Annotated in this window: 15 protein-coding genes; all 15 read left to right on the top strand. The window is 35.6% G+C overall.

Features of this window, described 5'->3' with window-relative positions; translation table 11 throughout:
* Positions 1-122: 122 nt before the first annotated feature.
* The 15 genes from V6246_RS00995 (at position 123) to V6246_RS00925 (ending at position 24,190) form a co-directional block, all read left to right on the top strand.
* A complete protein-coding gene (locus V6246_RS00995) occupies positions 123-2,378 on the top strand; it encodes a GH92 family glycosyl hydrolase (RefSeq protein ID WP_341558580.1) in 2,256 nt (751 codons plus the stop codon).
* Entirely contained in the window at positions 2,378-4,276 is a 1,899-nt protein-coding gene (locus tag V6246_RS00990; RefSeq protein ID WP_341558579.1) for a sodium:solute symporter family protein, read from the top strand. Before V6246_RS00995 ends, V6246_RS00990 begins: the two co-directional genes overlap by 1 nt.
* Before the next feature lie 24 nt (positions 4,277-4,300).
* On the top strand, positions 4,301-5,266 hold the full coding sequence (locus V6246_RS00985) for a glycoside hydrolase family 130 protein (RefSeq protein ID WP_042506104.1): 966 nt from the start codon (positions 4,301-4,303) through the stop codon (positions 5,264-5,266).
* A 10-nt stretch (positions 5,267-5,276) separates the two neighbouring features.
* Positions 5,277-6,347 carry a carbohydrate-binding family 9-like protein gene (locus V6246_RS00980; RefSeq protein WP_341558578.1) on the top strand — a complete coding sequence of 357 codons (1,071 nt, stop codon included), beginning with the start codon at positions 5,277-5,279 and terminating at the stop codon, positions 6,345-6,347.
* A gap of 6 nt (positions 6,348-6,353) precedes the next feature.
* Complete coding sequence (locus V6246_RS00975; RefSeq protein WP_042506106.1) at positions 6,354-7,463, top strand: family 10 glycosylhydrolase; 1,110 nt, start codon at positions 6,354-6,356, stop codon at positions 7,461-7,463.
* 6 nt (positions 7,464-7,469) lie between these two features.
* Positions 7,470-9,716 (top strand): GH92 family glycosyl hydrolase, encoded by a 2,247-nt coding sequence (locus V6246_RS00970; protein WP_341558577.1) that lies wholly within the window; start codon positions 7,470-7,472, stop codon positions 9,714-9,716.
* A gap of 10 nt (positions 9,717-9,726) precedes the next feature.
* A complete protein-coding gene (locus tag V6246_RS00965; protein ID WP_341558576.1) occupies positions 9,727-10,749 on the top strand; it encodes a N(4)-(beta-N-acetylglucosaminyl)-L-asparaginase in 1,023 nt (340 codons plus the stop codon).
* 8 nt (positions 10,750-10,757) lie between these two features.
* A complete protein-coding gene (locus V6246_RS00960) occupies positions 10,758-13,094 on the top strand; it encodes a glycoside hydrolase family 20 protein (RefSeq protein WP_341558575.1) in 2,337 nt (778 codons plus the stop codon).
* A gap of 83 nt (positions 13,095-13,177) precedes the next feature.
* A complete protein-coding gene (locus V6246_RS00955) occupies positions 13,178-15,397 on the top strand; it encodes a GH92 family glycosyl hydrolase (RefSeq protein WP_341558574.1) in 2,220 nt (739 codons plus the stop codon).
* Positions 15,394-16,575 (top strand): PNGase F N-terminal domain-containing protein, encoded by a 1,182-nt coding sequence (locus tag V6246_RS00950; RefSeq protein ID WP_341558573.1) that lies wholly within the window; start codon positions 15,394-15,396, stop codon positions 16,573-16,575. The genes V6246_RS00955 and V6246_RS00950 overlap by 4 nt, the downstream gene beginning before the upstream one ends.
* 367 nt (positions 16,576-16,942) lie before the next feature.
* Complete coding sequence (locus V6246_RS00945) at positions 16,943-18,247, top strand: sugar MFS transporter (protein ID WP_341558572.1); 1,305 nt, start codon at positions 16,943-16,945, stop codon at positions 18,245-18,247.
* A 43-nt stretch (positions 18,248-18,290) separates the two neighbouring features.
* Positions 18,291-19,922 (top strand): sulfatase family protein, encoded by a 1,632-nt coding sequence (locus tag V6246_RS00940; protein WP_341558571.1) that lies wholly within the window; start codon positions 18,291-18,293, stop codon positions 19,920-19,922.
* Positions 19,923-19,933: 11 nt separating this feature from the next.
* Positions 19,934-21,013 carry an alpha-L-fucosidase gene (locus V6246_RS00935; RefSeq protein WP_341558570.1) on the top strand — a complete coding sequence of 360 codons (1,080 nt, stop codon included), beginning with the start codon at positions 19,934-19,936 and terminating at the stop codon, positions 21,011-21,013.
* Positions 21,014-21,015: 2 nt separating this feature from the next.
* Positions 21,016-22,542 carry a sulfatase-like hydrolase/transferase gene (locus tag V6246_RS00930; RefSeq protein ID WP_341558569.1) on the top strand — a complete coding sequence of 509 codons (1,527 nt, stop codon included), beginning with the start codon at positions 21,016-21,018 and terminating at the stop codon, positions 22,540-22,542.
* A gap of 1 nt (position 22,543) precedes the next feature.
* Positions 22,544-24,190 (top strand): alpha-L-fucosidase, encoded by a 1,647-nt coding sequence (locus tag V6246_RS00925; protein ID WP_341558568.1) that lies wholly within the window; start codon positions 22,544-22,546, stop codon positions 24,188-24,190.
* Positions 24,191-24,483: the final 293 nt, after the last annotated feature.

Here is a 24,483-nt window from a genome sequence, read left to right as displayed (position 1 = left end):
GTAAAATAAAATTAGAGGTATTTTTTGATGTTTACCTGAGTTAATGCGTTATCCGTCTAAATAACTTTTAATATTCGCTAAATTTATGAAAATTTAAATAATTAAACCGCTTAAATCGTTTTATGAAAAACTTTACTCTACTTTTTCTCGCTACCTTTTTAATCATTAGTTGTAACAAAAGTATCGAAAAAAAACAAGCTAAAAATGATTCTATAACCAAACATGTAAACCCTTTTATAGGTACAGGTGGTCATGGTCATACTTACCCTGGTGCAACAGTACCTTTTGGAATGTTACAAGTAAGTCCGGTAAACGGGAAAAGCAGTTGGGACTGGTGTTCTGGTTATCATTACTCCGATTCTATTGCTGTTGGTTTTAGTCATTTAAGCTTAAGTGGAACAGGAATTGGCGATCTAGCCGATGTTTTATTTATGCCAGTGAATAAAGCTGTAGACATCACCAACACACCAAAATCACGCGACTCTCTAAGTTATAAATCGACTTACAGCCATAACAACGAGAAAGCAACTCCGGGTTATTATCAAGTTTTTCTTGAAGACCATGATATTAATGTAGAATTAACAACATCGTTACGTACAGCGTACCACAAATACACCTTTAAACCTGCCGATACACAAACCGTAGTGGTAAATTTAGGTTTTGGAATTAATTGGGATAAAGCTACAGAAACCTCTATAAAAATTGAAGACGAATATACCATAAGCGGTTACCGTTACAGTACAGGTTGGGCCAGAAACCAAAAAGTATTTTTTGTTGCTAAGTTCTCTAAACCTATTACAAAACAGACTTTAGCTTCAGATAAAGAAATCATTGAAAATAATGTTGCCACAGGAATACAAACCGCAACGCAACTATTCTTTAAAGCAGATGACAATAATGAATTACTTGCTAAAGTAGCCTTATCATCGGTAAGTATTGATAACGCAAAAGGTAATTTAGAAGCCGATGGTTTTAATTTTGAAACCGTTAAAAAACAGGCAGAATCTAATTGGGAAACAGCGCTTTCTAAAATAAAAGTAGAGACTGAAATAGATTCTTTAAAAACTATTTTCTACACCGCAATGTATCATGCACAATTAGCGCCTGTTACCTTCAGCGATAAAAACGGTCAATTTAGAAAAGAGAACGACAGCATAGTTACTGCTACAAATTACACCGCATACTCTACCCTATCACTTTGGGATACCTTTAGAGCAGAACACCCATTACTTACTCTAATTGCACCAGATAAAGTTTCAGATATTACAAACACGATGCTGGCTTATTACGAAACTAAAAAGATTCTTCCGGTTTGGACGCTTTACGGCAATGAAACCAACACCATGACGGGCTACCACTCTATCCCAGTAATTGTGGAAGCTTACTTAAAAGGTATTCGAGGTTTTGATGCTGAAAAAGCATACGACGCCATGAAAACCACCATGATGCAGGATGAACGTGGTTTAAAATTCTATAAAGAATTTGGATACATCCCTTATAATTTATTAGATGAATCGGTTACTATAACTTTAGAATATGCTTATGATGATTGGTGCGTGGCACAAATGGCAAAGGCTTTAGGGAAAACGGAAGATTACAATTATTTCTCAAAACGATCACAAGCTTACAAATTTTTATTTGATAATGAATCGGGCTTTATGAGAGGAAAATCTGAAAACGGAAAATCTTGGAACACACCTTTCGATCCTAAATATTCTAACCACAGAGAACACACCGATTACACAGAAGGTAACGCTTGGCAACACAGTTGGTTTGTACCGCACAACGTAGAAAACTTTATCGAACTACACGGCAGCAACGATATATTCACTGACCGCTTAGAGCAATTATTTACTGAAAGTTCTGAAATTACAGGAAGCAACACATCTGCTGATATCTCTGGTTTAATAGGGCAATATGCTCATGGAAACGAACCGAGCCATCATATTGCTTACATGTTTAATCACGCCGATAAACCTTGGCGTACACAATATTGGTCGCGCTATATTTTAGACACACAATACAACACCACACCTAACGGATTAAGTGGTAATGAAGATTGTGGACAAATGAGTGCTTGGTACGCTTTAAGTTCTATTGGTTTATACCCAATGAATCCAGCATCTACCGAATACGAAATTGGAAGTCCTATTTTTGATAAAGCGTCCATTAATATTTCAGAAGAAAAAAGTTTTACTATTGAAGCAGAACACGTTTCAGCAGAAAACATTTACATACAATCTGCCACACTTAACGGCAGCCCTTTCAATCAATCCTTCATTTCTCATAAAACCCTTTTAGAAGGTGGAACACTTCATTTCACAATGGGAAATACACCAAACAAATCGTGGGGAATTAACAAAAACAGCGAAAAATAATGCACAGTATAGATGTAATAATAATTGTACTCTATATCCTTTTAACCCTCGGTGTTGGTATTTGGATATCTAAACGTGCATCAAAAGGATTAGACTCTTATTTTTTAGGAGGGAAAAGTATAAAATGGTACTACCTAGGGCTTAGTAATGGCTCCGGAATGTTCGATGTTTCAGGTACCGCCTGGATGGTTGGTTTACTCTTTTTATATGGTGCCAAAAGTTTCATGTTTATGTGGATGTGGCCAATATGGAATCAAATTTTCATCATGGTTTTCCTAGCTGTTTGGATTAGACGTTCTAACATCATGACGGGTTCCGAATGGATTCTAACACGTTTTGGAGATGATAGAGCTGGTCGTGCCTCACACCTTATTGTGGCTATTTTTGCCATTGTAGCTTCCGTAGGTTTTATTGCTTACTTTTTTGAAGGTGTTGGTAAATTTATGTCGGTTATTCTACCATGGGATGTTCCTTTAATCATAAACGATGCTGTGCTATTAACTTCAAGTCAGAGTTATGCCTTAATCATTATATTTCTAACCACGATTTACACCATAAAAGGCGGTATGTTTTCGGTAGTTGCTACCGAAGTTTTACAATACGGCATCATGGTTTTATCGGGTATATTAATTGCTATTTATGCTTTCGTTTCGGTATCCGATGTTGAAATAAACAATATCATTTCTACAGAATGGAGTACTATTTTCTTCGGAAATTCTATTGAAGGTTCTTGGACAGGTGAACTCACCGCTTTTAACAATTTAGTAGATACACAAGGTTACAAAATGTTTGGCGCTTTTATTGGTATGTGCTTGTTTAAAGGTTTTTTTGCAAGTATTGCAGGTCCAACACCAAGTTACGATATGCAACGTATTTTATCGACACGCTCTGTAAAAGAAGCCGCTTACATGAGTGGTTTTACAAACCTTATTTTATTTATTCCGCGCTATTTACTTATTGCAGGTATTGTGGTTTTAGCTTTAGTATACTTAGCGCCAACTATGGCGGCTTCACCGTCATTAAGCTTAGACGATTTAGAAATTATATTGCCAACCGTAATTAACAACCACGTTCCTGTTGGTATTAAAGGTTTATTACTTGCTGGGCTTTTAGCAGCGTTTATGTCTACTTTTTCAGCCTTTGTAAATTCTGGACCAGCCTATGTTGTTAACGATATTTACAAAAAATACGTAAAACCAGAAGCTGAACCATCGCATTATATAAAAGCCAGTCATATCACCTCGTTTGCTATTGTTATTCTTGGTGTTACTATGGGCTTTTTTGCAGAATCTATTAACGCTATAACGCTTTGGATTACAAGTGCGCTTTATGGCGGTTATGTGGCATCTAATTTCTTAAAATGGATTTGGTGGCGTTTTAATGGTTGGGGCTACTTTTGGGGTATGACTTCTGGCTTAATTATTGCGACTATTCAGTTTTTATTAGACATGAACAAATCGAATTTCGAAGTGGGTTCTTGGCTATACCATTGTGCACACATTGATGTTATTTATATATTCCCAATTATATTCGCCGTGTCGTTATTGGGGTCTTTTTTAGGTACTTATTTAACAGCGCCCACCAATATGGAAACCCTAAAAGCGTTCTATAACAACGTGCGCCCTTGGGGCTGGTGGCATCCGGTTTATAAAGCATTAAAACTAGACGAACCTGAGGTCACTAAAAACACAGATTTTAAAGCCGATATGTTAAATTGTCTAGTGGGTATAATCTGGCAATCGAGTATGGTTTTACTGCCAATTTACTTTATGATTAGAGATTACCCTAAAAGTTTAATAGCATTGCTTATTTTTATAATCACATCGGTTATTTTAAAATTTACATGGTTAGATAAAGTCCGTCAAATTCCTGACACCGAAGATTTACCTAACGAATAACAATTAACTCAAAAGTTGAAAAGAATGAAACAAATCCCTTGGCAAGAAAAACCTAGTCATTGTAATGATGTTATGTGGCGTTATAGCGAAAACCCTATTATAGATAGGTATGCCATTCCATCGTCTAATAGTATTTTTAATAGTGCCGTTGTGCCTTTTGAAGATGGTTTTGCTGGTGTTTTCCGTTGTGATAACAAAGCTGTACAAATGAATATTTTTGCTGGTTTCAGTAAAGATGGCATCAATTGGGATATCGAACACGAGCCTATTAAAATGCAAGCCGGAAATACCGAAATGATAGATTCTGATTATAAATACGACCCGCGTGTTGTTTTTATTGAAGATCGTTATTGGATTACTTGGTGTAATGGTTATAATGGCCCAACTATCGGTATTGGATATACTTTCGATTTTAAAGAGTTTTTTCAATGTGAAAACGCATTTTTACCTTTCAACAGAAATGGTGTTTTGTTTCCGAAGAAAATAAACGGGAAATTTGCGATGTTAAGTAGACCAAGTGATAATGGCCACACGCCTTTTGGTGATATTTATATTAGTTACAGTCCAGATATGAAATATTGGGGCGAACATCGCTGTGTTATGAAGGCCACAAACTTTGAAGATAGCGCATGGCAATGCACAAAAATTGGTGCTGGTCCAATCCCTATTTTAACCGATGAAGGTTGGCTTATGCTTTACCACGGTGTTATAAATACCTGTAACGGCTTTAGATATGCTATGGGTTCTGCGCTTTTAGAAGAAGACGCTCCAGACCAAGTTAAATACAGAACACAACCTTATTTATTAGGTCCTGCCGAAATTTACGAGCAAGTGGGCGATGTACCAAATGTGGTATTCCCATGTGCAGCATTACATGATACAGAAGAAGATAAATTGGCCGTATATTATGGCGCTGCTGATACAGTAGTCGCTTTAGCTTTTGGAAAATTAAGCGAAGTGGTAGAATTTACAAAAAACAACAGTTTATAAAGCGATACAGATGAAGTTGAAGGTCACATTTTTATGGTTATTAAGTTGTAGCATTTCGGCTTTAAGTTGTGCTCAAGAAGAAACAACCATTATTCCCGAAACGTATACCGCTTATAAAACTTCAGAAGCTATAACTATTGATGGTGAATTTAACGAAGATGCTTGGAGCAAAGTCGCTTGGACCAACCCGTTTATAGATATTGAAGGCAAAAAACAACCGAAGTATAAAACGGAAGTTAAAATGCTTTGGGATGATACTTATTTTTATGTTTTAGCCAAAATGGACGAGCCACATGTTTGGGGAGATATCACGAAGCGCGATGCTATTATTTTTCATAATAATGACTTTGAGATTTTTGTAGATCCAACGGGAGACACTCATAATTACTACGAGCTTGAGATAAACGCATTAAACACCGCTTGGGATTTATTTGTAAGCAAACCATACAGAAACAGTAATGTAGTTCTAAACGACTGGAATATAACCGGTTTAAAATCGGCTGTAAAAGTTAACGGTACCATCAATAACCCGAACGATATCGACAAAGGTTGGGTTCTAGAAATTGCTATTCCTTGGGCAGCTTATAAAACAGGTTATTTTCATAAAAACGTGCCTACCGATCAATTTTGGCGTGTTAATTTTTCTAGAGTCAATTGGGATCATCAAATTACCAATGGCAAATACGAAAGAAAAAAAGACGCTAACGGCAAATTGTTGCACGAATACAACTGGGTTTGGTCGCCAATGGGTGTTATAAATATGCATGAACCCGAAAAATGGGCTTATGTTTTATTTTCTTCGGAAGTACCAAAAACAGAAAATACTTTTAGCATTCCTCAAGATGATAAACTAAAATGGGAGTTGTATAAACTGTATCGCATACAAACCGCACATTTCAAAAAAAATCAAACCTATTTTACTTCCATAGAAGATTTAACGACTTCAGAAATAAAAATAGACAAAAAATTAATAACACCAACTTTAGAAATGCACAGTACCGGATGGAATATTTCAGTTAAAAGTCCGTTCACAAATAAGGTACTCACCGTTACAGAAGATGGAAAATTTATATCAAAATAATAACTCATGAACGTATTAAAAATAGCATTTTTAAGCCTACTATTAAGTGTGGTATCTTGCGATAAAACAGTAAAAACTGAAACAGCAAGCGAAACTGAAACGGCAACTATTGAAGCTCCAGCAAAATTTAAATATTGGAACTGGATTACTGTTGGTCATAAAAAGTCAGATTCAGCATACACGGCACATTTCAACAAATTAAAAAGTAATGGTATCGATGCCGTTTTAATGAACACAGGTGCCGATCCAAAACTATTAAAACGCCTTGCTCCTCTTGCTAACAAAGCAGGTTTAGAGGTGCACGCATGGATGTTTACTACAAACAGACCAGGTGATTCTATTGCTTTACAACACCCAGAATGGTATATGGTAAGCCGTAGCGGAAAATCTTGTTTCGATGAGCGTCCTTACGTAAACTACTACCAATGGTTATCGCCAAGTCATCCAGAGGCTAGAAAACACATTTTAAGTTTAGTTGAAGGTTTAGCTAAAGTTGAAGGTGTTGCAAGTGTACACCTAGATTATATTCGTTATCCAGACATTTATTTACCAATAGGTTTACTTCCTAAATACGATTTAAAACAAGAAGAAGAATTACCAGATTTCGATTTCGATTATTCTGATGCTAGTGTAGAAAAATTCATGGCGCTTCATCATAAAGATCCTCGTAAAATGGAAAATCCTGCTATAGATATTGAGTGGAAAAACTTCCGTTTAAACGAAATTAAATCTTTGGTTAACGAAGCTTATGATGTGGTACACAAACACAATAAAAAATTGAGTGCTGCTGTATTCCCTTATCCTGAAATGGCTGACCATATGGTGCGTCAACGTTGGGATAAATGGAAAATCGATATGGTTTTACCAATGATTTACTACAACTTTTACAACGAAGAATTGGATTGGATTGGTTACGCAACAAAACAAGGTATTGACGATTTAGAAGGTCGCCCAACCGAATTACACACTGGTTTATACACACCAAAATTAAGCGTACCCGATTTAAAATCGGCTATACAATTAGCGAAAGATAATGGCGCCAATGGTGTTGCTTTTTTCGATGATTATAGCATGTCTGACGAACAATTTGAAGTCATTAAAAATTCTAAAGAATAAATTATCATGAACAAAAGTGTTTACATCGTTTTATTAACCCTTTGTTTTTATGCTTGTAAAAAAGAAACACAAGTTGAAGCAAAACCAACAACACTAACCGCTTTTGTTAATACATTTATCGGTACCGATGGCCCAGGGAATACTTACCCTGGAGCCACCGTTCCGTTTGGTATGGTGCAATTAAGCCCAGATCATGGCATACCAGGTTGGGATAGAATTGCCGGTTATTTTTATCAAGATTCTATCATTTCCGGGTTTTCACACACACACCTTAGCGGTACAGGCGCTGGTGATATGTACGATATTTTGGTGATGCCAACCAACAGTCGCTTTTCAGAAAAAATTAAAGCCAATAACTTCAAACCGTTTTCTAGTTTCTCTCACGATAATGAAACGGCTTCACCAGGTTATTACAGCGTAATGTTATCCGATTTCGGCATTAAAGCAGAAGTTACGGCAACGCGCCGTACAGGTATTCATCAATATACTTTCCCGAAGGATAGTTTATCACAAATTCATATCGATTTAGGGTATTCTCTAAACTGGGATAAACCCACAGACACTTACTTTAAAGTGGTCGATAACGAAACTATAGAAGGTTACAGAATGTCTAAAGGTTGGGCTAGAGACCAACGTTTGTTTTTTGTTATAAAATTATCAAAACCTTTTAAATCTTATTCTCTTTTAGAAGATAACAAACCTGCAACTTCGCCTTTAAAAGGAATAAACACCAAATTAATTCTTGATTTCGATACTGTCGAAAACGAACAGATTGTTTTAAAAACAGGCCTATCTACAGGCAGTATTGATGGCGCATATAAATCTATTACTACGGAAGCGCCTAGTTTCGATTTTGAAGCTTACAAACAACAAGCCGATAGCATTTGGAACCAACAACTACAAAAAATTACGATTGAAACTGATGATGTTGAAAAGAAAACTATTTTCTACACCATGCTATATCAATCGATGTTAGCACCTACTCTATTAAGCGATTTAAATGGCGATTATAAAGGAGCAAACGATACCATAATGAACGCCAAAAACTACGATAGATACGATACCTTTTCGTTGTGGGACACCTATCGTGCAGCACATCCTTTACATACAATTCTGCACCCAAAACGTGTGTCTAGCATGGTAAACTCTTTATTAGCGCATTACAACGAAACCGGCTTACTACCCGTTTGGTCTATGCAAGGTAACGAAACCAACATGATGATTGGTTACCACGCGGTACCTGTAATTGTGGATGCCTATTTTAAAGGTATTGAAGATTTTGATACCGAATTAGCTTTTGAAGCTTGTAAAGCCAGCGCCATGGATCAGTCAAGACAAATTGATGATTACATGACTTACGGTTATGTACCTATTGATGAAAGTCACGAAAATTGGTCTGTTTCAAAAACATTAGAATATGCTTATGATGATTGGTGTATTGCGCAATTCGCTAAAGCTTTAGGTAAAACGGAAGACTACACGATCTTTTCTAAACGTGCTAATTATTGGAAAAACATATACGACGATTCTAGTACTTTTATGAGACCGAAATATAAAAACGGTACTTTTATAGAAGATTTTATTCCGAAGGATTACACACCGTATTTTTGTGAAAGTAATGCTTGGCAGTATGTTTGGTCGGTACCTCACGATATCGAAGGTCTTATATCTACCATAGGAAAAGAAATGGCTTTCGAGAAAAAGTTAGATTCCATGTTTTCTTATTATCCTTTAAAAGAAGATAAACTTCCTATTTTTAGTACCGGAATGATTGGCCAATACGCTCACGGTAACGAACCAAGCCACCATGTTGCTTACTTATACAACTACATTGGCAAACCATGGAAAACACAAGAAAAAGTTAGAGAAATTCTACAAACTCAATATAAAAATGCGCCTAACGGACACTGCGGAAATGAAGATTGCGGACAAATGTCCTCTTGGTATATTTTTAGTAGTTTAGGGTTTTATCCGGTAAATCCGGCACAAGGTATTTATAGTTTTGGTGCGCCATTACATGATAAAGCAACAATTCATTTAGAAAACGGACGTAGCTTTACGGTTTCCGCAGAAAATAATAGTGACACCAATAAGTATATTCAATCTATTACCCTTAACAGAAAAAAGATCAATCAAAGTTATATTTCTCATAAAACCATTATGCAAGGTGGCGAGTTGGTTTTTGTTATGGGGGACACACCAAACAAGGATGATAAATTCCTAATGGCACCATCATCAGAAGTCTTTAATTAACAATTAAGTTATGTCGAGTAGAAGAAAATTTATAAAAAAAGCAGCATTAGGCTCTGTGGCATTAAGCGCATTTAGTGCTTGTGCTGCTCAAGCCTCCAACGCGACAACAGCTCCGAAAGAAGCGCCAATAAAAACCGCAAAAAAACCATTAATTATTTCTACTTGGAATCATGGTTTAGCAGCAAACCAAGCCACTTGGGAGGCGCTAAATGCAGGTAAATCTGGACTTACCGCCATAGAAAAAGGCTTAAATATTTCTGAAGCCGACCCAAAAGTTCGAAGTGTTGGGTATGGCGGGCTTCCGGATAGAGAAGGTAAAGTAACTTTAGATGCTTGTATTATGGACCAAAATAGCGATTGTGGTTCAGTATCTTTTTTACAAGGTATTAAACATCCTATCTCGGTTGCAAAAAAGGTTTTAGAAGAAACACCACACGTGATGTTATCTGGTCAAGGCGCTTTAAATTTTGCTTTATCCCAAGGTTTTAAAGAAGAAAACTTACTGACACCAGAATCTGAACAAGCTTGGAAAAACTGGTTAGAAAAATCGAAATACCAACCTGTAATAAACATTGAAAATCACGATACCATAAGTATGCTCGTTATTGATAAAGACGGGAACTTAACTGGTGGTTGTACTACAAGTGGCGCTGCATGGAAAATGCATGGCCGCGTTGGAGACTCCCCTATTATTGGTTCTGGTTTATTTTTAGATAACGAAGTGGGTGCCGCTGCCGCAACAGGTTTAGGCGAAGCCGTAATTAGAACGGCCGGAAGCGCTATGGTTGTAGAACTTATGCGCCAAGGTTTATCGCCAAACGAAGCTTGTAAAACCATTGTAGAACGCATTTACAACAAACATAAAAACCATAAAGACATGCCTTATTTACAAGTTGGTTTTATAGCCATAAATAAACAAGGTGAATATGGTGGTTACAGCTTACGTGCTGGTTTCAATTTCGCAGTTTGCGATGCCGATAACGGAAACCGAATGGAGAAACCTGATTTTAAAATGACTTGGAAAGATAAATAATGACCCTAATGAAAAATAAATTATATAAGCCTTTTTTAGCAACTGCTATTTACCTTTTAACACTGACAGCTTGCCAAGAAAAAACACCTAAAATTTATACGGAAGCTGATATTAATATCATTCCGAAAATTGAAAAGGTTCAAATAAATCCTGGCGTTTTTGAATTTAATGAAAACACCACGTTTATTGTTTCTAATGATGAACAAAAAAACGCAGCCACATTATTACAAGATAAATTTAAGTTGGCTGCAAATTGGAATCTAGCGATCACCGATGCTTCAGAAAAAAGTAATGTTATCAGCTTTAAAGAGGATAAAACCCTAGCGGAAGAAACTTATAAATTAACCGTTACAGATGCTCAAATAACTATTGAAGCTTCGGGTAATTCAGGATATTTATATGCTGTACAATCTTTACGTCAATTGCTACCAACAGCTATCGAAAGTAAAAACGTAGTGAATGATATTTCATGGGAAATTCCTAATATAGAAATTGAAGATAGTCCGCGTTTTCAATATCGTGGCTTAATGCTAGACTTATCTCGTCATTTTTTCGACGAAGCTTATATTAAAGAAACAATCGATGCTTTATCGCTATTAAAAATGAATGTATTACACCTTCATTTAGTAGACGACCAAGGTTGGAGAATTGAAATAAAAAAATATCCAAAACTAACCGAAGTTGGTGCATGGCGTGTAGATCAAGAGGATATTCCTTGGAATTCTAGAACCAAAAATAGTCCTGATGACAAAGCCACTTACGGTGGTTTTTTAACTCAAGAAGAACTTAAAAACATTGTAGCTTACGCACAATTAAAAGGTATAGATGTAATACCAGAAATAGAAATGCCTGCCCATGTTTCTAGTGCTATTGCAGCATACCCAGAATTATCATGTTTAGCAGAACCTATTGGTGTGCCATCGGGCGCTTTATGGCCAATTACAGATATTTACTGCGCAGGTAAAGAGCATACTTTTGAGTTTTTAGAAGATGTTTTAACTGAAGTTATGGATATATTTCCATCTAAATACATTCATATTGGTGGTGATGAAGCCACAAAAACCAACTGGAAAACTTGTCCGCACTGTCAAAAAAGAATTAAAGATGAAGATTTAGAAGGTGTTGAAGAACTTCAAAGTTATTTCATTAAAAGAATAGAAAAATTCATCAATTCCAAAGGAAAAAAACTTGTAGGCTGGGATGAAATTTTAGAAGGCGGTCTTGCTCCTGATGCTACAGTAATGAGCTGGCGCGGGTTTAAAGGCGGACTAGAAGCAGCTGCTCAAGGTCATGATGTAATTATGACACCAGTTTCGCATTCTTATTTCGATTATTACCAAGGTCCACCAGAACAAGAGCCTGCTGGAGGTGGTGGTTTTACACCTTTAAATAAAGTTTATGAATTTGATCCGGTTGTGGAAACGATGAGCGAAGCCGAAGCGAAACACGTTTTAGGTGGACAAGCCAACTTATGGGCTGAGTTCGTGCCAACAACATCGCATTCTCAATACATGATTTTCCCAAGATTAACGGCTTTAGCCGAAACCGTTTGGAGTGCTAAAAACTTAAGAGATTGGGACGATTTCTCAAGACGATTACCAGCTGCTTTTGAGCGTTATGAATATTTAGGCATAAACTATTCAAAAAGCTCATTTATCGTAACTTCTAAAATGGAAACAAGTGTTGAAAACAAAACCGTATCGCTAGTTTTAAAAAATGAATACGCAGTATCTGATATTCGTTATGCTTTAAATGACGAGCCTTTAAATAGCGATTCAAAACACTATACAGACCCTATTATTTTATCTAAAACAACTGCTGTTAAAGCTGGCTTGTTTAAAGATGATGTTTTAGTTGGAAACGTTTTTAAAGATACTGTTAAGTTTCATAATGCAGTAGCTCACGAAACGACTTACCAAACAGAATACCATAAAAGATATCAAGGTGTTGGTGCCTACAACTTAGTAAATACGCTAAGAGGTACAAAAAACTTTAGAGATGGTAGATGGCAAGGTTGGTTAAACACCGCTGCCGAAATCACTATTGATTTAGAAAAAGAAACACCAATAAACAAGGTGACTATTGGTAGTATGGAAAATCAAAAAAATGGTATCTACTACCCGACTTTAATTCAGGTATTCATTTCTAATGATGGTGAAACATTTACAGAAACAGCTTCTATTAAAAGACCTTTTGCAACCACTTCTGAACCTGAACTGAAAGATTTTGTTTTAGAATGTAGAGCAGCATCTGCACGTTTTGTTAAGGTGAAAGTGAGCACTTCTAAAAATGAACAAAATGCCAACGAAGGTTGGTTATTTATAGACGAAATACTAATCGATTAAAATTCGATTAGTATTTCTGTTTTGCTAAGTAAATACCGCTTAATTTAGAAGTTGTAACAACGATCTATAAACATCCCTATCCGATGATAAAAAAGCTTTTTATTGTATCTATCCTAATAAACACCTTGGCTGTAAATGCGCAAGAATTCACTAAATATGTAAATCCTTTTATAGGAACTTCAAACTTTGGAGCCACCAATCCGGGAGCTATTGCACCACGAGGTATGGTAAGTGTATCCCCTTTCAACGTGGCGGGAACTCAAAATACGTTAGAAAAAGATAGTCGATGGCTATCCAACCCTTATGTGAACGAAAACACCTTTTTAACAGGCTATTCTCACGTCAATTTAAGTGGTGTTGGTTGTCCGGATTTAGGTGTTATCTTGTTAATGCCAACAACTGGCGATGTTGAAACTAATCATTTAAAATACGGAAGTACATACACGAACGAAACGGCCAAAGCGGGTTATTACTCAAATGTTTTAACAAAATATAATATTAAGGTTGAAACCACAACAACCACCAGAACGGGTATTTCTAGATGCACATTTCCTGAAGGACAATCGAACATCTTATTAAATTTAGGATTAGGCCTAACCAATGAGGAAGGTGCTGCTATAAAAATAGTATCGCCAACAGAAATTGAAGGTATGCGTACTGTGGGCTCTTTTTGTTATTACAAACCCGAAGAAGCTTATCCTGTTTATTTCGTTGCAAAATTCAGTAAACCTGCAACAAATTATGGCGTTTGGAAAACTCCTAAAAAATATAAGGGCGCTGAAGCTGCCTGGATGCCATACAATGGAAAACCAAGACTTATGGAAGGTTATCGCAAAGAAGTTTTAGGCGATAGTATTGGTAGTTATTTTTCTTATCAATTTGAAAAACCAACCCAAGTAGAAGTTAAAATAGGAGTTTCATACGTGAGTATTGAAAATGCACGCGAAAATTTAGAGCAAGAAACACAAGATTTCAGTTTTGAAACCATACACCAACAAGCCGAATCAAACTGGGAACAACAACTATCTAAAATCAAAGTTGAAGGTGGTACTGAAGATGATAAAACCATTTTTTACACAGCACTTTATCACACCTTAATTCACCCAAATATTTTAAACGATTTTAATGGTGAATACCCAAAAATGGCAACCCGAGAAACTTTAAAAACAGAAAACACGCGATTTACAGTGTTTTCATTTTGGGATACCTACAGAAACCTTCACGCTTTGATGTCTTTGGTTTACCCGAAGCAACAATCGGATATGGTTAAAAGCATGCTTGATATTTATGATGAAAGTGGCTGGTTACCAAAATGGGAACTCAACGCCACCGAAACCACAACTATGGTAGGCGATCCTGCTGGTATTATTTTAACGGATACCTATTTAAAAGGCATCACCGATTTCGATATTGAAAAAGCCTATGAAGCTATGGTAAAAAGTGCCGATGCTTTAGAAAATAATCCGTTGCGACCTGGTATTCAACCGTATATTGAAAAGGGTTATTTAAACACCGATCAAAATGGTTCGGTTTCTACCACTCAAGAATATAACGCTACCGATTATTCCATTTCACTATTAGCCAAAGCGCTAAATAAAAAAGACGATTACAAACGTTTTTCTAAGCGTTCCATTTCATATAGAAAACTATTTGATAAAGACTTAAAACTTTTACGCCCGCGTAATGCAGACGGTACTTGGCATGAACCTTTCGATCCGTTAGCTGGAGCAAATTTCACTAAAAACATTGGTTTTATTGAAGGTAACGCTTGGCAATATGCCTTTATGGTATCGCATGATATTAAAGCTTTAATGAAACTTATGGGCGGTAAAAAAGGCTTTAGCGAACAACTTCAAAAGGTATTTAGCACCAAACAATTCGATATGGCAAACGAGCCCGATATTGCTTATCCTTATTTATTCAATTATGTAAAAGGTGAAGAATGGCGCACGCAACAATTAGTGCATGAGTTAATGGATGAATATTTTCAAAACAAACCTGCAGGTTTACCAGGTAATGATGATACTGGCACCATGTCGGCTTGGTTAATTTATAGCATGATGGGTATTTATCCTGTATCTCCTGGAGATCCTATTTACACGATATCAACGCCTGTTTTCGATAAAATCACCATCGATTTAGACTCGAATTACTACCAAGGAAAAACACTTGTTATTGAAAAATCGGGTACTGAAAAAGGTATTATAAACACAATTCAACTTGATGGTAAGGCGCATAATAGCTACTTTATCAACCATTCAGATTTAATAAAAGGTTCAAAATTAAAAATCAATTTAAAATGAAAATCAGATTCATAGCCCTATGTATTCTTTTAATTAGTAGTTCACAGTCTTTTTCACAAGAGCAACTAGAAAAAATAATATTCGAAGATCAACAAGTTAATTACGGAAAACCAACGGTGGATAATCCGGATATTATTAGACTGCAAGGTGGTCGTGTGATTTTAAAGAAAGTCACTGTTCCGAAGTTTAAAAAAGGTACCGATGTTCATATTAAATTATCATTGCGTTCTAATGGTGATAAATGGGATAAATCGGGTTCTTGCTTTGTAATTACTAATCCTGATGATATTTCATTTTTAAATTTAGCAGAAGGCAAAACTAAATTTCCGAAGGGATCTTATACCAACGAAAAACATGGCGGTGTAAAAGCGACTGAAGATTACAAACCTGTAGTTGAATTATTACGCTTTATGACGCCTTTTGGAGTGGGCCATTATAGTACAGATGAAGTAAAGCACAGAAAACCTGTTTATGTGCCACATTGGGAAAAGGAAGTGGTTTGGAATCAAGATATATCAGACCTTGAAAGTATTGTTAGCGATACTTTTTATGTGGGTGTTTGGATTGATGCATGGAGCAAAGTTGGTTATAAAGTTGATTTAAGCCTAATCTATTCTGGCCGACCAAAACAACAACGCGAAGTTTTACCTTTAGTTAACGCGGTAAATTATGTAAAGGGACAAGCTTTGCCTGATTTTTTTGCTAACCGATCTTTAGAGCACACGTTCGTTTTAGATAAAAACATTAAAAATGCTAAACTGCATTACATTACCACAGGTCACGGCGGACATAGCGGTGGTGATGAATTTATTAAAATTAAAAATACCGTTATAGTTAACGGTAAAACATTAATAGACACCATACCATGGAGAGACGATTGCGCTTCTTTTAGACGTTTTAACCCAACCTCTGGCGTTTGGTTACGTAAAGATTCTACTTACTACAGAGATAGAAAAACAAAAACATATAAGATTAAGGAAATTGAAGAACGCTTAGCGTCCTCAGATCTTTCTCGTTCAAATTGGTGTCCTGGTTCTAAAGTGGAACCTTTTGTCGCAGAACTTGGTGACCTAAAATCTGGCGAGCAATCTTTAACTATTACAATACCCGCTACAGCAGCTGGAAAAGATAAATCTAACCATTGGTTAGTGTCTGCTTATATCACTTACGACAAATAGTTTTTGCTTAATTAAATTCTTTTTAACCAACACCTTTTCAAACCTGTTATTCGTCGAACTAATTTTCTAATAATCTTTTATGTCACTTACTTTAGGGTAAGTTTATTTGAAGTTTAGTTTTGTTTTATTTTAAGTCTAAGGGAGGATCCTCATAACGTCCTCCCTTTTCTTAAAAGAATAAAATAGTTTTCTACTAACTTAGTATTTGTTTCAATACATTATAACATCTAATTTAGTCAACAATTAAAACTATCTGCAAAATTCAAAAAAACAATTAATCGACTAAAGAATTAGAATGGGAACCAACCATTAGATTTTTTGTATTTTTTTTATTTATTCAGATTTAATAATAAAAATCAAAAAAAATATGCAATCACCAAAAAAAAGTAATCTAGTTCCAATCGTTATTATAGCGAGTTTGTTTTTCATTTTTGGATTCGTTACCTGGATCAACGGGGCGTTAATTCCTTTCATGAAAACCATAAACGAATTAACAGATGCGCAATCTTATTTAGTCGCTTCTGCATCTTACATCTCTTTCGTTTTAATGGCATTACCAGCATCTTATATATTAAATAAGATAGGTTACAAAAAAGGTATGTCTTTGGGGTTAATCATTATGGGTATAGGTGCTTTACTTTTTATACCTGCAGCCGAAGCTAGAACTTACTGGGTGTTTTTAACAGGTATTTTTATTCAAGGTGTTGGTATGACGCTTTTACAAACAGCTGCCAACCCATACATTACAATTTTAGGCCCAATGGAAAGTGGTGCTAAACGTATTGCTATAATGGGAATAGCAAACAAAACCGCCGGAGCTTTAGGATCTTTAATTTTTGGTGCTTTATTACTGTCCGGTATAGATGAAGTAAAAGAAAAATTAGGAAGCGTTTCTTTAGATGAGAAGAATGTACTTTTAGATACCATGGCCGATAGTGTATTTATGCCTTACTTAATTATGGCTATCGTTCTTTTTGTATTAGGTGTTTTAATTAGAATGGCTCCATTACCAGATGTTGAAGCAGAAGATGCTGACGATACTGTAGAAGGTAAAAGCACTAAAACTAGCATCTTTCAATTCCCTCATTTATGGTTAGGTGTTTTAGCCTTATTTGTATATGTAGGCGCAGAAGTAATTGCTGGAGACACTATTATATCTTACGGAATCTCTTTAGGCTTTACAGGAGAAGAAGCTAAATACTTTACAACTTACACCCTTATGGCCATGGTAGCAACTTATGCATTAGGTGTATTTTTAATTCCAAAATACGTTAAACAAAAAACAGCCTTAATAGCTAGTGCCATACTTGGTATTGTATTTAGTTTATGTATTTTATACACTACAGGTTTCACTTCTATTCTATTTGTAGCCGCTTTAGGTATAGCAAACGCTTTAGTTTGGCCAGCTATTTGGCCTTTAACATTAGAAGGTTTAGGAAAATTTACAAAAACCGCTTCGGCCCTATTAATTATGGCTATTTCTGGTGGTGCAATTATTCCGCCATTATATGGTAGAATTGTAGATGCTAATAAAAACGAACTTATATTAAGTGGTATAGATCAAGTACAAGCAACTTCAAGCGCTGCCACAAGTAGTTATTGGATATTAATTCCTTGCTACGCTCTTATTTTGTTCTTTGCTGTTTGGGGACATAAAATTGGAAAGAAATAAACATCTCATAGAATAAAAAACACTAACAATTCAATTAATAAAAATGGCAAAACACATTCTAAATACAACAAAATTGAATAATTCCTATTTGGTGGTTTTATCGGCTTTCATGTTATGCTTTAGCTGTAAAGATGAAACTAAAGCTAAGGTTGAAATTGAAACTCCACAACGACCAAATATTGTTTTTATAATGAGTGACGACCATGCTTACCAAGCCATAAGTGCTTACGGTCATGGATTAAACAACACGCCCAATATTGATAGAATTGCGAATGAAGGAGCGCTTTTCAACAGAGGTTTTGTAACAAATTCTATTTGTGCGCCAAGTAGAGCAGTAATGCTTACCGGTAAACATAGTTTTATAAACGGAAAAGTTGATAATATTAGTGCCTTTGATTGGGACCAAGATAATTTTGCTAAAAGTCTACAAAAATCGGGCTATCAAACCGCATTAGTTGGTAAAATCCATATGGATGGTTTACCACAAGGTTTCGATTACTCTAACGTGCTTCCTGGGCAAGGCCAATACTATTCTCCTGAATTTATTGAGAATGGTGTAAAGAAAACAATCCCGGGTTATGTAACTAACGTAACCACCGATATTGCTTTAAACTGGTTAGAAAATAAGCGCGAAAAAGACAAGCCTTTCTTATTGTTATACCACCAAAAAGCACCACATAGAACATGGATGCCTGAGGAAAAGTATTTAACACTTTTTGACGACAAAACATTCGATCCGCCAGCAAATTTTTTCGATGATTACGAAGGAAGACCAGCAGCAGCGGCACACGAAATGGGTATCTATAAAGATATGGATTTAGTGTACGATTTAAAAATGCTAGATAAAGAAGGTGACATTCAAACCAAATATAGAAAAGCTTTTGAAGGCCGTTACAGTAGAATGAATGCTGAACAAAAAACAGCTTGGGATGCTTATTACGACCCTATTATCGCCGATTTTAAAGCTGAAAAATTAGAAGGAAAAGAACTTGCCCTTTGGAAATATAACCGATACATGCATGATTATTTGAGAACCATTCAATCTGTAGATGATGGTGTTGGTGAGGTTTTAGATTATTTAAAAGAAAACGGTTTAGAAGAAAACACTATTGTTGTTTACACTTCAGATCAAGGTTTTTATTTAGGTGAACATGGCTGGTTCGATAAACGCTTCATGTATGAAGAGTCTTTTAGAACACCGCTTTTAATGAAATATCCAAAAGAAATTAAAGCAGGTACGGTTGTAAATGGCATGGTACAGAATTTAGATTTTGCACCAACATTTTTAGATTATGCAGGTGTAGATATTCCTAAAGATATCCAAGGTGAATCTTTTAGAAAACTAGTAAATGGTGAAGCTAGCGAATGGCGAGATGCAATTTATTACACCTATTACGAATTCCCTGGAGAGCACCATGTAAAACGTCATTACGGCGTAAGAACAGAACGTTACAAATTGATTCATTTCTATTATGATATTGAGCAATGGGAATTATACGATTTAGAAAAAGATCCTTCAGAAATGAACAATCTTTACAACGATCCTTCATATGCAGATGTACAAGCAGATATGCATAAACAATTAGAAAACATGCGAACTAAATATGGAGATAGTGACGCGCTGAATGCTTCTAACCTAGAAAATTATTTAAGCGCAAAAAACATAAACCACTAACAAACCATACTGTGCAAAAAAAACACGTCATTTTATTTACACTTCTATTATTAATAACATCTGGCTTTGCTCAAGAACAGGTTAATTATTTAGAAGAATCTGAAGCCGATTTCACTAAACGAATGCAATGGTTTACAGATGCTAAATATGGCATGTTTATTCACTTTGGATTGTATAGTCAGTTAGGCGGTATTTACAAAGGTAATGATGAAGGGCGCTATGCAGAATGGATTCAAGGAAATCAAAATATTTCTTCGGAAGAATATGCAACGTTAATAAACACTTGGAATCCTAAAGATTTTGATGCCGATAATATTGTAAAGTTGGCTAAAAAAGCAGGTATGAAATATTTGGTAGTTACTACCAAACACCATGAAGGTTTTTGCTTATGGGATTCTGAATATACCGATTTCGATATTGCTGAAAGTCCAATAAAAGGTAGAGATCTAGTTAAAGAACTTGCCGACGCTTGTAAAAAACGTGGTTTACACTTTGGTACGTATTACAGTATTATAGATTGGCATCACCCCTCCCAAACCGTTGAATATAACGAAGAAGAAAAACGTAAAAACTGGGGCTTAACCACAATGAAGGCTGGCAGAAAAGAAGAGTATGTGACCTACATGAAAAACCAAATTAAGGAGCTTATCGAAAATTACGATAGCGAAATTATTTGGTTCGATGCCGATTGGACACATTGGTGGATAGAAGAAGATGGTAACGATTTATATCAATACATCAGAACTTTAAAGCCAAACGTGATTATTAACAACCGCGTTTCAAAACGTGATACATTCAAAAAAGATTTCGGTACACCAGAACAATTTCATCCAGATTCAACTTTAAAACATTATTGGGAAGCTTGCTACACCATGAACGATTCTTGGGGTTTCAAAATAAAAGACACCGCTTGGAAAAGTCCAGAAGTTGTTTACGAAAAACTTAAGGACATCAACGGAAAAGGTGGAAACTTTTTGTTAAACATTGGTCCTGATGGCGATGGAAATGTACCAAAAGAATCGGCCAAGATTTTAAAACAGGTTGGTAAAATGCTCAGTAAAGAAGAAAAACAAATTATTTATAAAAGATAAACATGTCTAACAAAACCATATTTTACAGCGTAATCCTTATTGCATTAATAGCTACAGGTTGTAAAGAAAAGCCAAAAGCTGAAGAAGCTGTAGCGCAAAAACCAAACATCCTTTTCTTATTTACAGACGATCAGCGTGCTGGTACTATAGAAGCCATGCACAAATACGGTGTAAAAACACCTAACATGGATAAGTTAGTAGAAAATGGAACATCGTTTACCAATTCTTATATTTTAGGAGCAACAACGGCAGCTGTTTGTTCTCCGAGTAGAGCGATGTTAATGACGGGGCGTCACTATTTCAATATAGAACCTAATGTTTATGCACAATTCGCTTTTCCGAAGGAAGAAAAAGGAAAAAGTGATTTATTAACCTTTCCAGAATATTTTAAAGCTAACGGTTACGAAACCTTTGCAACAGGAAAACAACACAATGGTGAAATTTGGCTAGAACGTGGTTTTAATCAAATAAAATCAGGCTTTTTAGGAGGTATGACTACACATTTTGGAACTAAAGTAAAAGATTACACACCAGAAACAGGATGGTCTGCAGCTTATCAGGATAAAGAAAAATTCAGTAGTGAAGTTTTTGCAGATGCCGCTGTTGGTTTCTTAGATAGTTATAAAGAAAAGAATCCGTTTTTAATGTATGTGGCTTTTACTGCACCACATGACCCAAGAACTGCACCACAGGAATTTCATGATATGTACCCTACTGAAGACATGAAAGTGCCAGAAAATTTTATGCCCGAGCATCCTTTTGAAATTGCTGATGATAGAATTAGAGATGAAGTTTTAGCGCCTTTTCCAAGAACGGAAGCTATTATTCAAAAAGAAATATCAGATTATTATGCTATGATTACCGCTACCGATGCACAAATTGGGCGTGTTTTAAAAGCGCTAGAAGCTTCTGGACAAGCAGAAAATACTATTATAGTGTTTGCAGGAGATAATGGCTTAGCTTTAGGACAACATGGTTTATTAGGAAAACAAAATGTGTATGAGCATAGTGTTGGTGTACCTTTAATTTTTTGCGGACCAAACATTCCTAAAAATCAAAAAACCGATGCCCTAGCCTATTTACACGATGTGTTTCCTACGTTATGCGGCTTAACCGGACTAGAAATTCCTGAGTCTATCGAAACAGAAGATTTAACACCAGTTATAACGGGTGAAAAGAAAGAAGTTAGAAACAGTATGCTCTACGCCTATAATTCTTGGCCTGGCGATTTACTTAATAAAAACAGAAAACATAATCCTGGTGGCGGACACCGCGCAGTTCGTAAAGGTGATTACAAATTAATTGTAAGCGCAAAGCATGAAGTTTTTACCTATCAATTATTCAATGTAAAAGAAGATTCTTGGGAGCTTAATAATTTAATAGACGATGAAAACTTCGCCACTATTAAAGATGATTTAATGAAAGAATTGCAAATTCTTATTGATGAAACAGGCGATCCTGCTCAATTAGATAAAAATGAATTCGGACTGTTTGATGATATTCAAGCTTTTAACTTTAAAAAGAACTAGAGTGATTTTAAAACATTCAAATACATTAGCATACAACCATAAAAAGCCTGTTTTTTTAAACGTGCTTTTTATGGTTGTATTTGTTCTGTGTACAACGCAATATGCACAGGCTCAAGACAAAGATTTGTCTTGGGATGAACTTGCTAATCAATATGAATGTCCTGAATGGTTTCGTGATGCTAAATTCGGGATTTGGTTTCATTGGGGACCTCAATCTGTACCTGAACAAGGTGGAGGTTGGTATGCTAGACATATGTACATGAAAGATGTTGGTCGCCAAAAATTCGGAAAAATGGCCAATCCATATCATTTACAAACTTATGGTCATCCTTCAGAATTCGGTTTTAAAGATGTTATTAATACTTGGAAAGCTGAAAAATTTGATGCTGAATATTTAATAAATTTCTCAAAAGAAAATGGTGCTAAATATATTGTAGCCTTAGCAAATCATCATGATCATTTCGATTTATTCGATTCCTCTTATCACCCATGGAATTCGGTTAATGTTGGTCCTAAAAAAGATATTATTGGTGCTTTTGAAAAAGCAACACGTAATGCTGGCTTAAAATTTGGAGTAACTAGCCATGACGATCGTTTTCTAAACTGGTGGCAACCTGCTTTTGGAGCAGATAAAACAGGTGAATATGCAGGAGTACCTTATGATGGACGTTTAACAAAAGCCGATGGCAAAGGAAAATGGTGGGAAGGTTTAGACCCTAAAGATTTATATGGTCCAGCACCAGAAGATCGTACTCCAGAAATTATTGAAGATATTAAGAAAAACTGGCTAAAGCGCCATATTGAATTAGTTACAAATTACAAACCAGATCTATTGTACAACGATGGTTTTAATTTTACTTACGGAGATTACGGTAAAGAAGTTACACGTAAACTTTACAACAATAGTTTAAAAGATAATGGCAAAATAGATGCTGTTATGCTTTTAAAAAGACAAGCAAAAGGCACGGTTAACGAAGTAGAATCTGGAGGTAGTAATACCTTAAGAGCATATCCTTGGCAATCGGAAATTACGTTTACCGATTGGTTTTATAAAAAAGATCGACACCTAACTCATAATGCACGTACAATATTGGAAATGCTGATTGAAGCCGTTAGCAAAAACGGAAACTTGCTATTAAGTATGGAATTAAAGCCAGATGGCACAATTCCTGATGAGATAAAAAAGAGCGTAAAAATAGTTGGCGATTGGCTTAAAATAAATGGTGAAGCTATTTACGGAACACGTCCATGGACGGTTTATGGCGATGGTAGAAGTGTTCGAGGAGAAGCCGTTGAAACTGTTGATGGCGAATTACGAAATGCCACAGAGTCTCAAAAGCATGGCGAGCATTTTAACCAACGTACAACAGCTACACCTGCTTTTGCGCACGACGAAGTTCGTTACACCACAAAGGGAGATGATTTTTACATAACAGTAATGAATCCAAAAGGAGGTGAATTCGTTATTCCTTCATTTGGAAAATTTAGCGAAGTTAACCCAGGAGATTTAAAAGATTTAATTCAACTATACGATGGTAGAAAGGTTTCATTTAAACAAACAAATAAAGGTTTAACTATAAATATGCCAGTGGTTAATGGAGATAGCTATCCTGTGGTTTTGAAAGCTAAATTCAAAAAGAAACATTAAACACACAGCGGCAACAAAAGTATCTGTTAATGTCAAAAATGTAGGAGATTTGAAAGGAGAAGAAGTTGTACAATTGTATATTAAAGATTTAGAGAGTTCTATTAAACGAGCTTTATAAATTTAAGAGACTAATGCGTATTTCTTTAAAACCAATACAGGCACTACAATAACTTTTGAAATCATTTCAAAAGCTTTACAATTATTTGACAAAGAGCTGAATAAAAAAAATAGTTGAGCCAGGAGATTTTGAAATAGGTATTGGTCCTTCATCAAATAATTTTGAAACTGTAAAA

It is taken from the genome of Algibacter sp. TI.3.09, from assembly GCF_038154905.1.
Classification (GTDB): Bacteria; Bacteroidota; Bacteroidia; order Flavobacteriales; family Flavobacteriaceae; genus Algibacter.
Note: the sequence above shows the minus strand (reverse complement) of the source record. Positions and strands in the feature narration are given on the sequence as shown.

Bases quoted from the DNA above. Each gene is read 5' to 3' on its own strand.
- V6246_RS00995 (WP_341558580.1), top strand. From the start codon at position 123: ATGAAAAACTTTACTCTACTTTTTCTCGCTACCTTTTTAATCATTAGT.
- V6246_RS00990 (WP_341558579.1), top strand. From the start codon at position 2,378: ATGCACAGTATAGATGTAATAATAATTGTACTCTATATCCTTTTAACC.
- V6246_RS00985 (WP_042506104.1), top strand. From the start codon at position 4,301: ATGAAACAAATCCCTTGGCAAGAAAAACCTAGTCATTGTAATGATGTT.
- V6246_RS00980 (WP_341558578.1), top strand. From the start codon at position 5,277: ATGAAGTTGAAGGTCACATTTTTATGGTTATTAAGTTGTAGCATTTCG.
- V6246_RS00975 (WP_042506106.1), top strand. From the start codon at position 6,354: ATGAACGTATTAAAAATAGCATTTTTAAGCCTACTATTAAGTGTGGTA.
- V6246_RS00970 (WP_341558577.1), top strand. From the start codon at position 7,470: ATGAACAAAAGTGTTTACATCGTTTTATTAACCCTTTGTTTTTATGCT.
- V6246_RS00965 (WP_341558576.1), top strand. From the start codon at position 9,727: ATGTCGAGTAGAAGAAAATTTATAAAAAAAGCAGCATTAGGCTCTGTG.
- V6246_RS00960 (WP_341558575.1), top strand. From the start codon at position 10,758: ATGAAAAATAAATTATATAAGCCTTTTTTAGCAACTGCTATTTACCTT.
- V6246_RS00955 (WP_341558574.1), top strand. From the start codon at position 13,178: ATGATAAAAAAGCTTTTTATTGTATCTATCCTAATAAACACCTTGGCT.
- V6246_RS00950 (WP_341558573.1), top strand. From the start codon at position 15,394: ATGAAAATCAGATTCATAGCCCTATGTATTCTTTTAATTAGTAGTTCA.
- V6246_RS00945 (WP_341558572.1), top strand. From the start codon at position 16,943: ATGCAATCACCAAAAAAAAGTAATCTAGTTCCAATCGTTATTATAGCG.
- V6246_RS00940 (WP_341558571.1), top strand. From the start codon at position 18,291: ATGGCAAAACACATTCTAAATACAACAAAATTGAATAATTCCTATTTG.
- V6246_RS00930 (WP_341558569.1), top strand. From the start codon at position 21,016: ATGTCTAACAAAACCATATTTTACAGCGTAATCCTTATTGCATTAATA.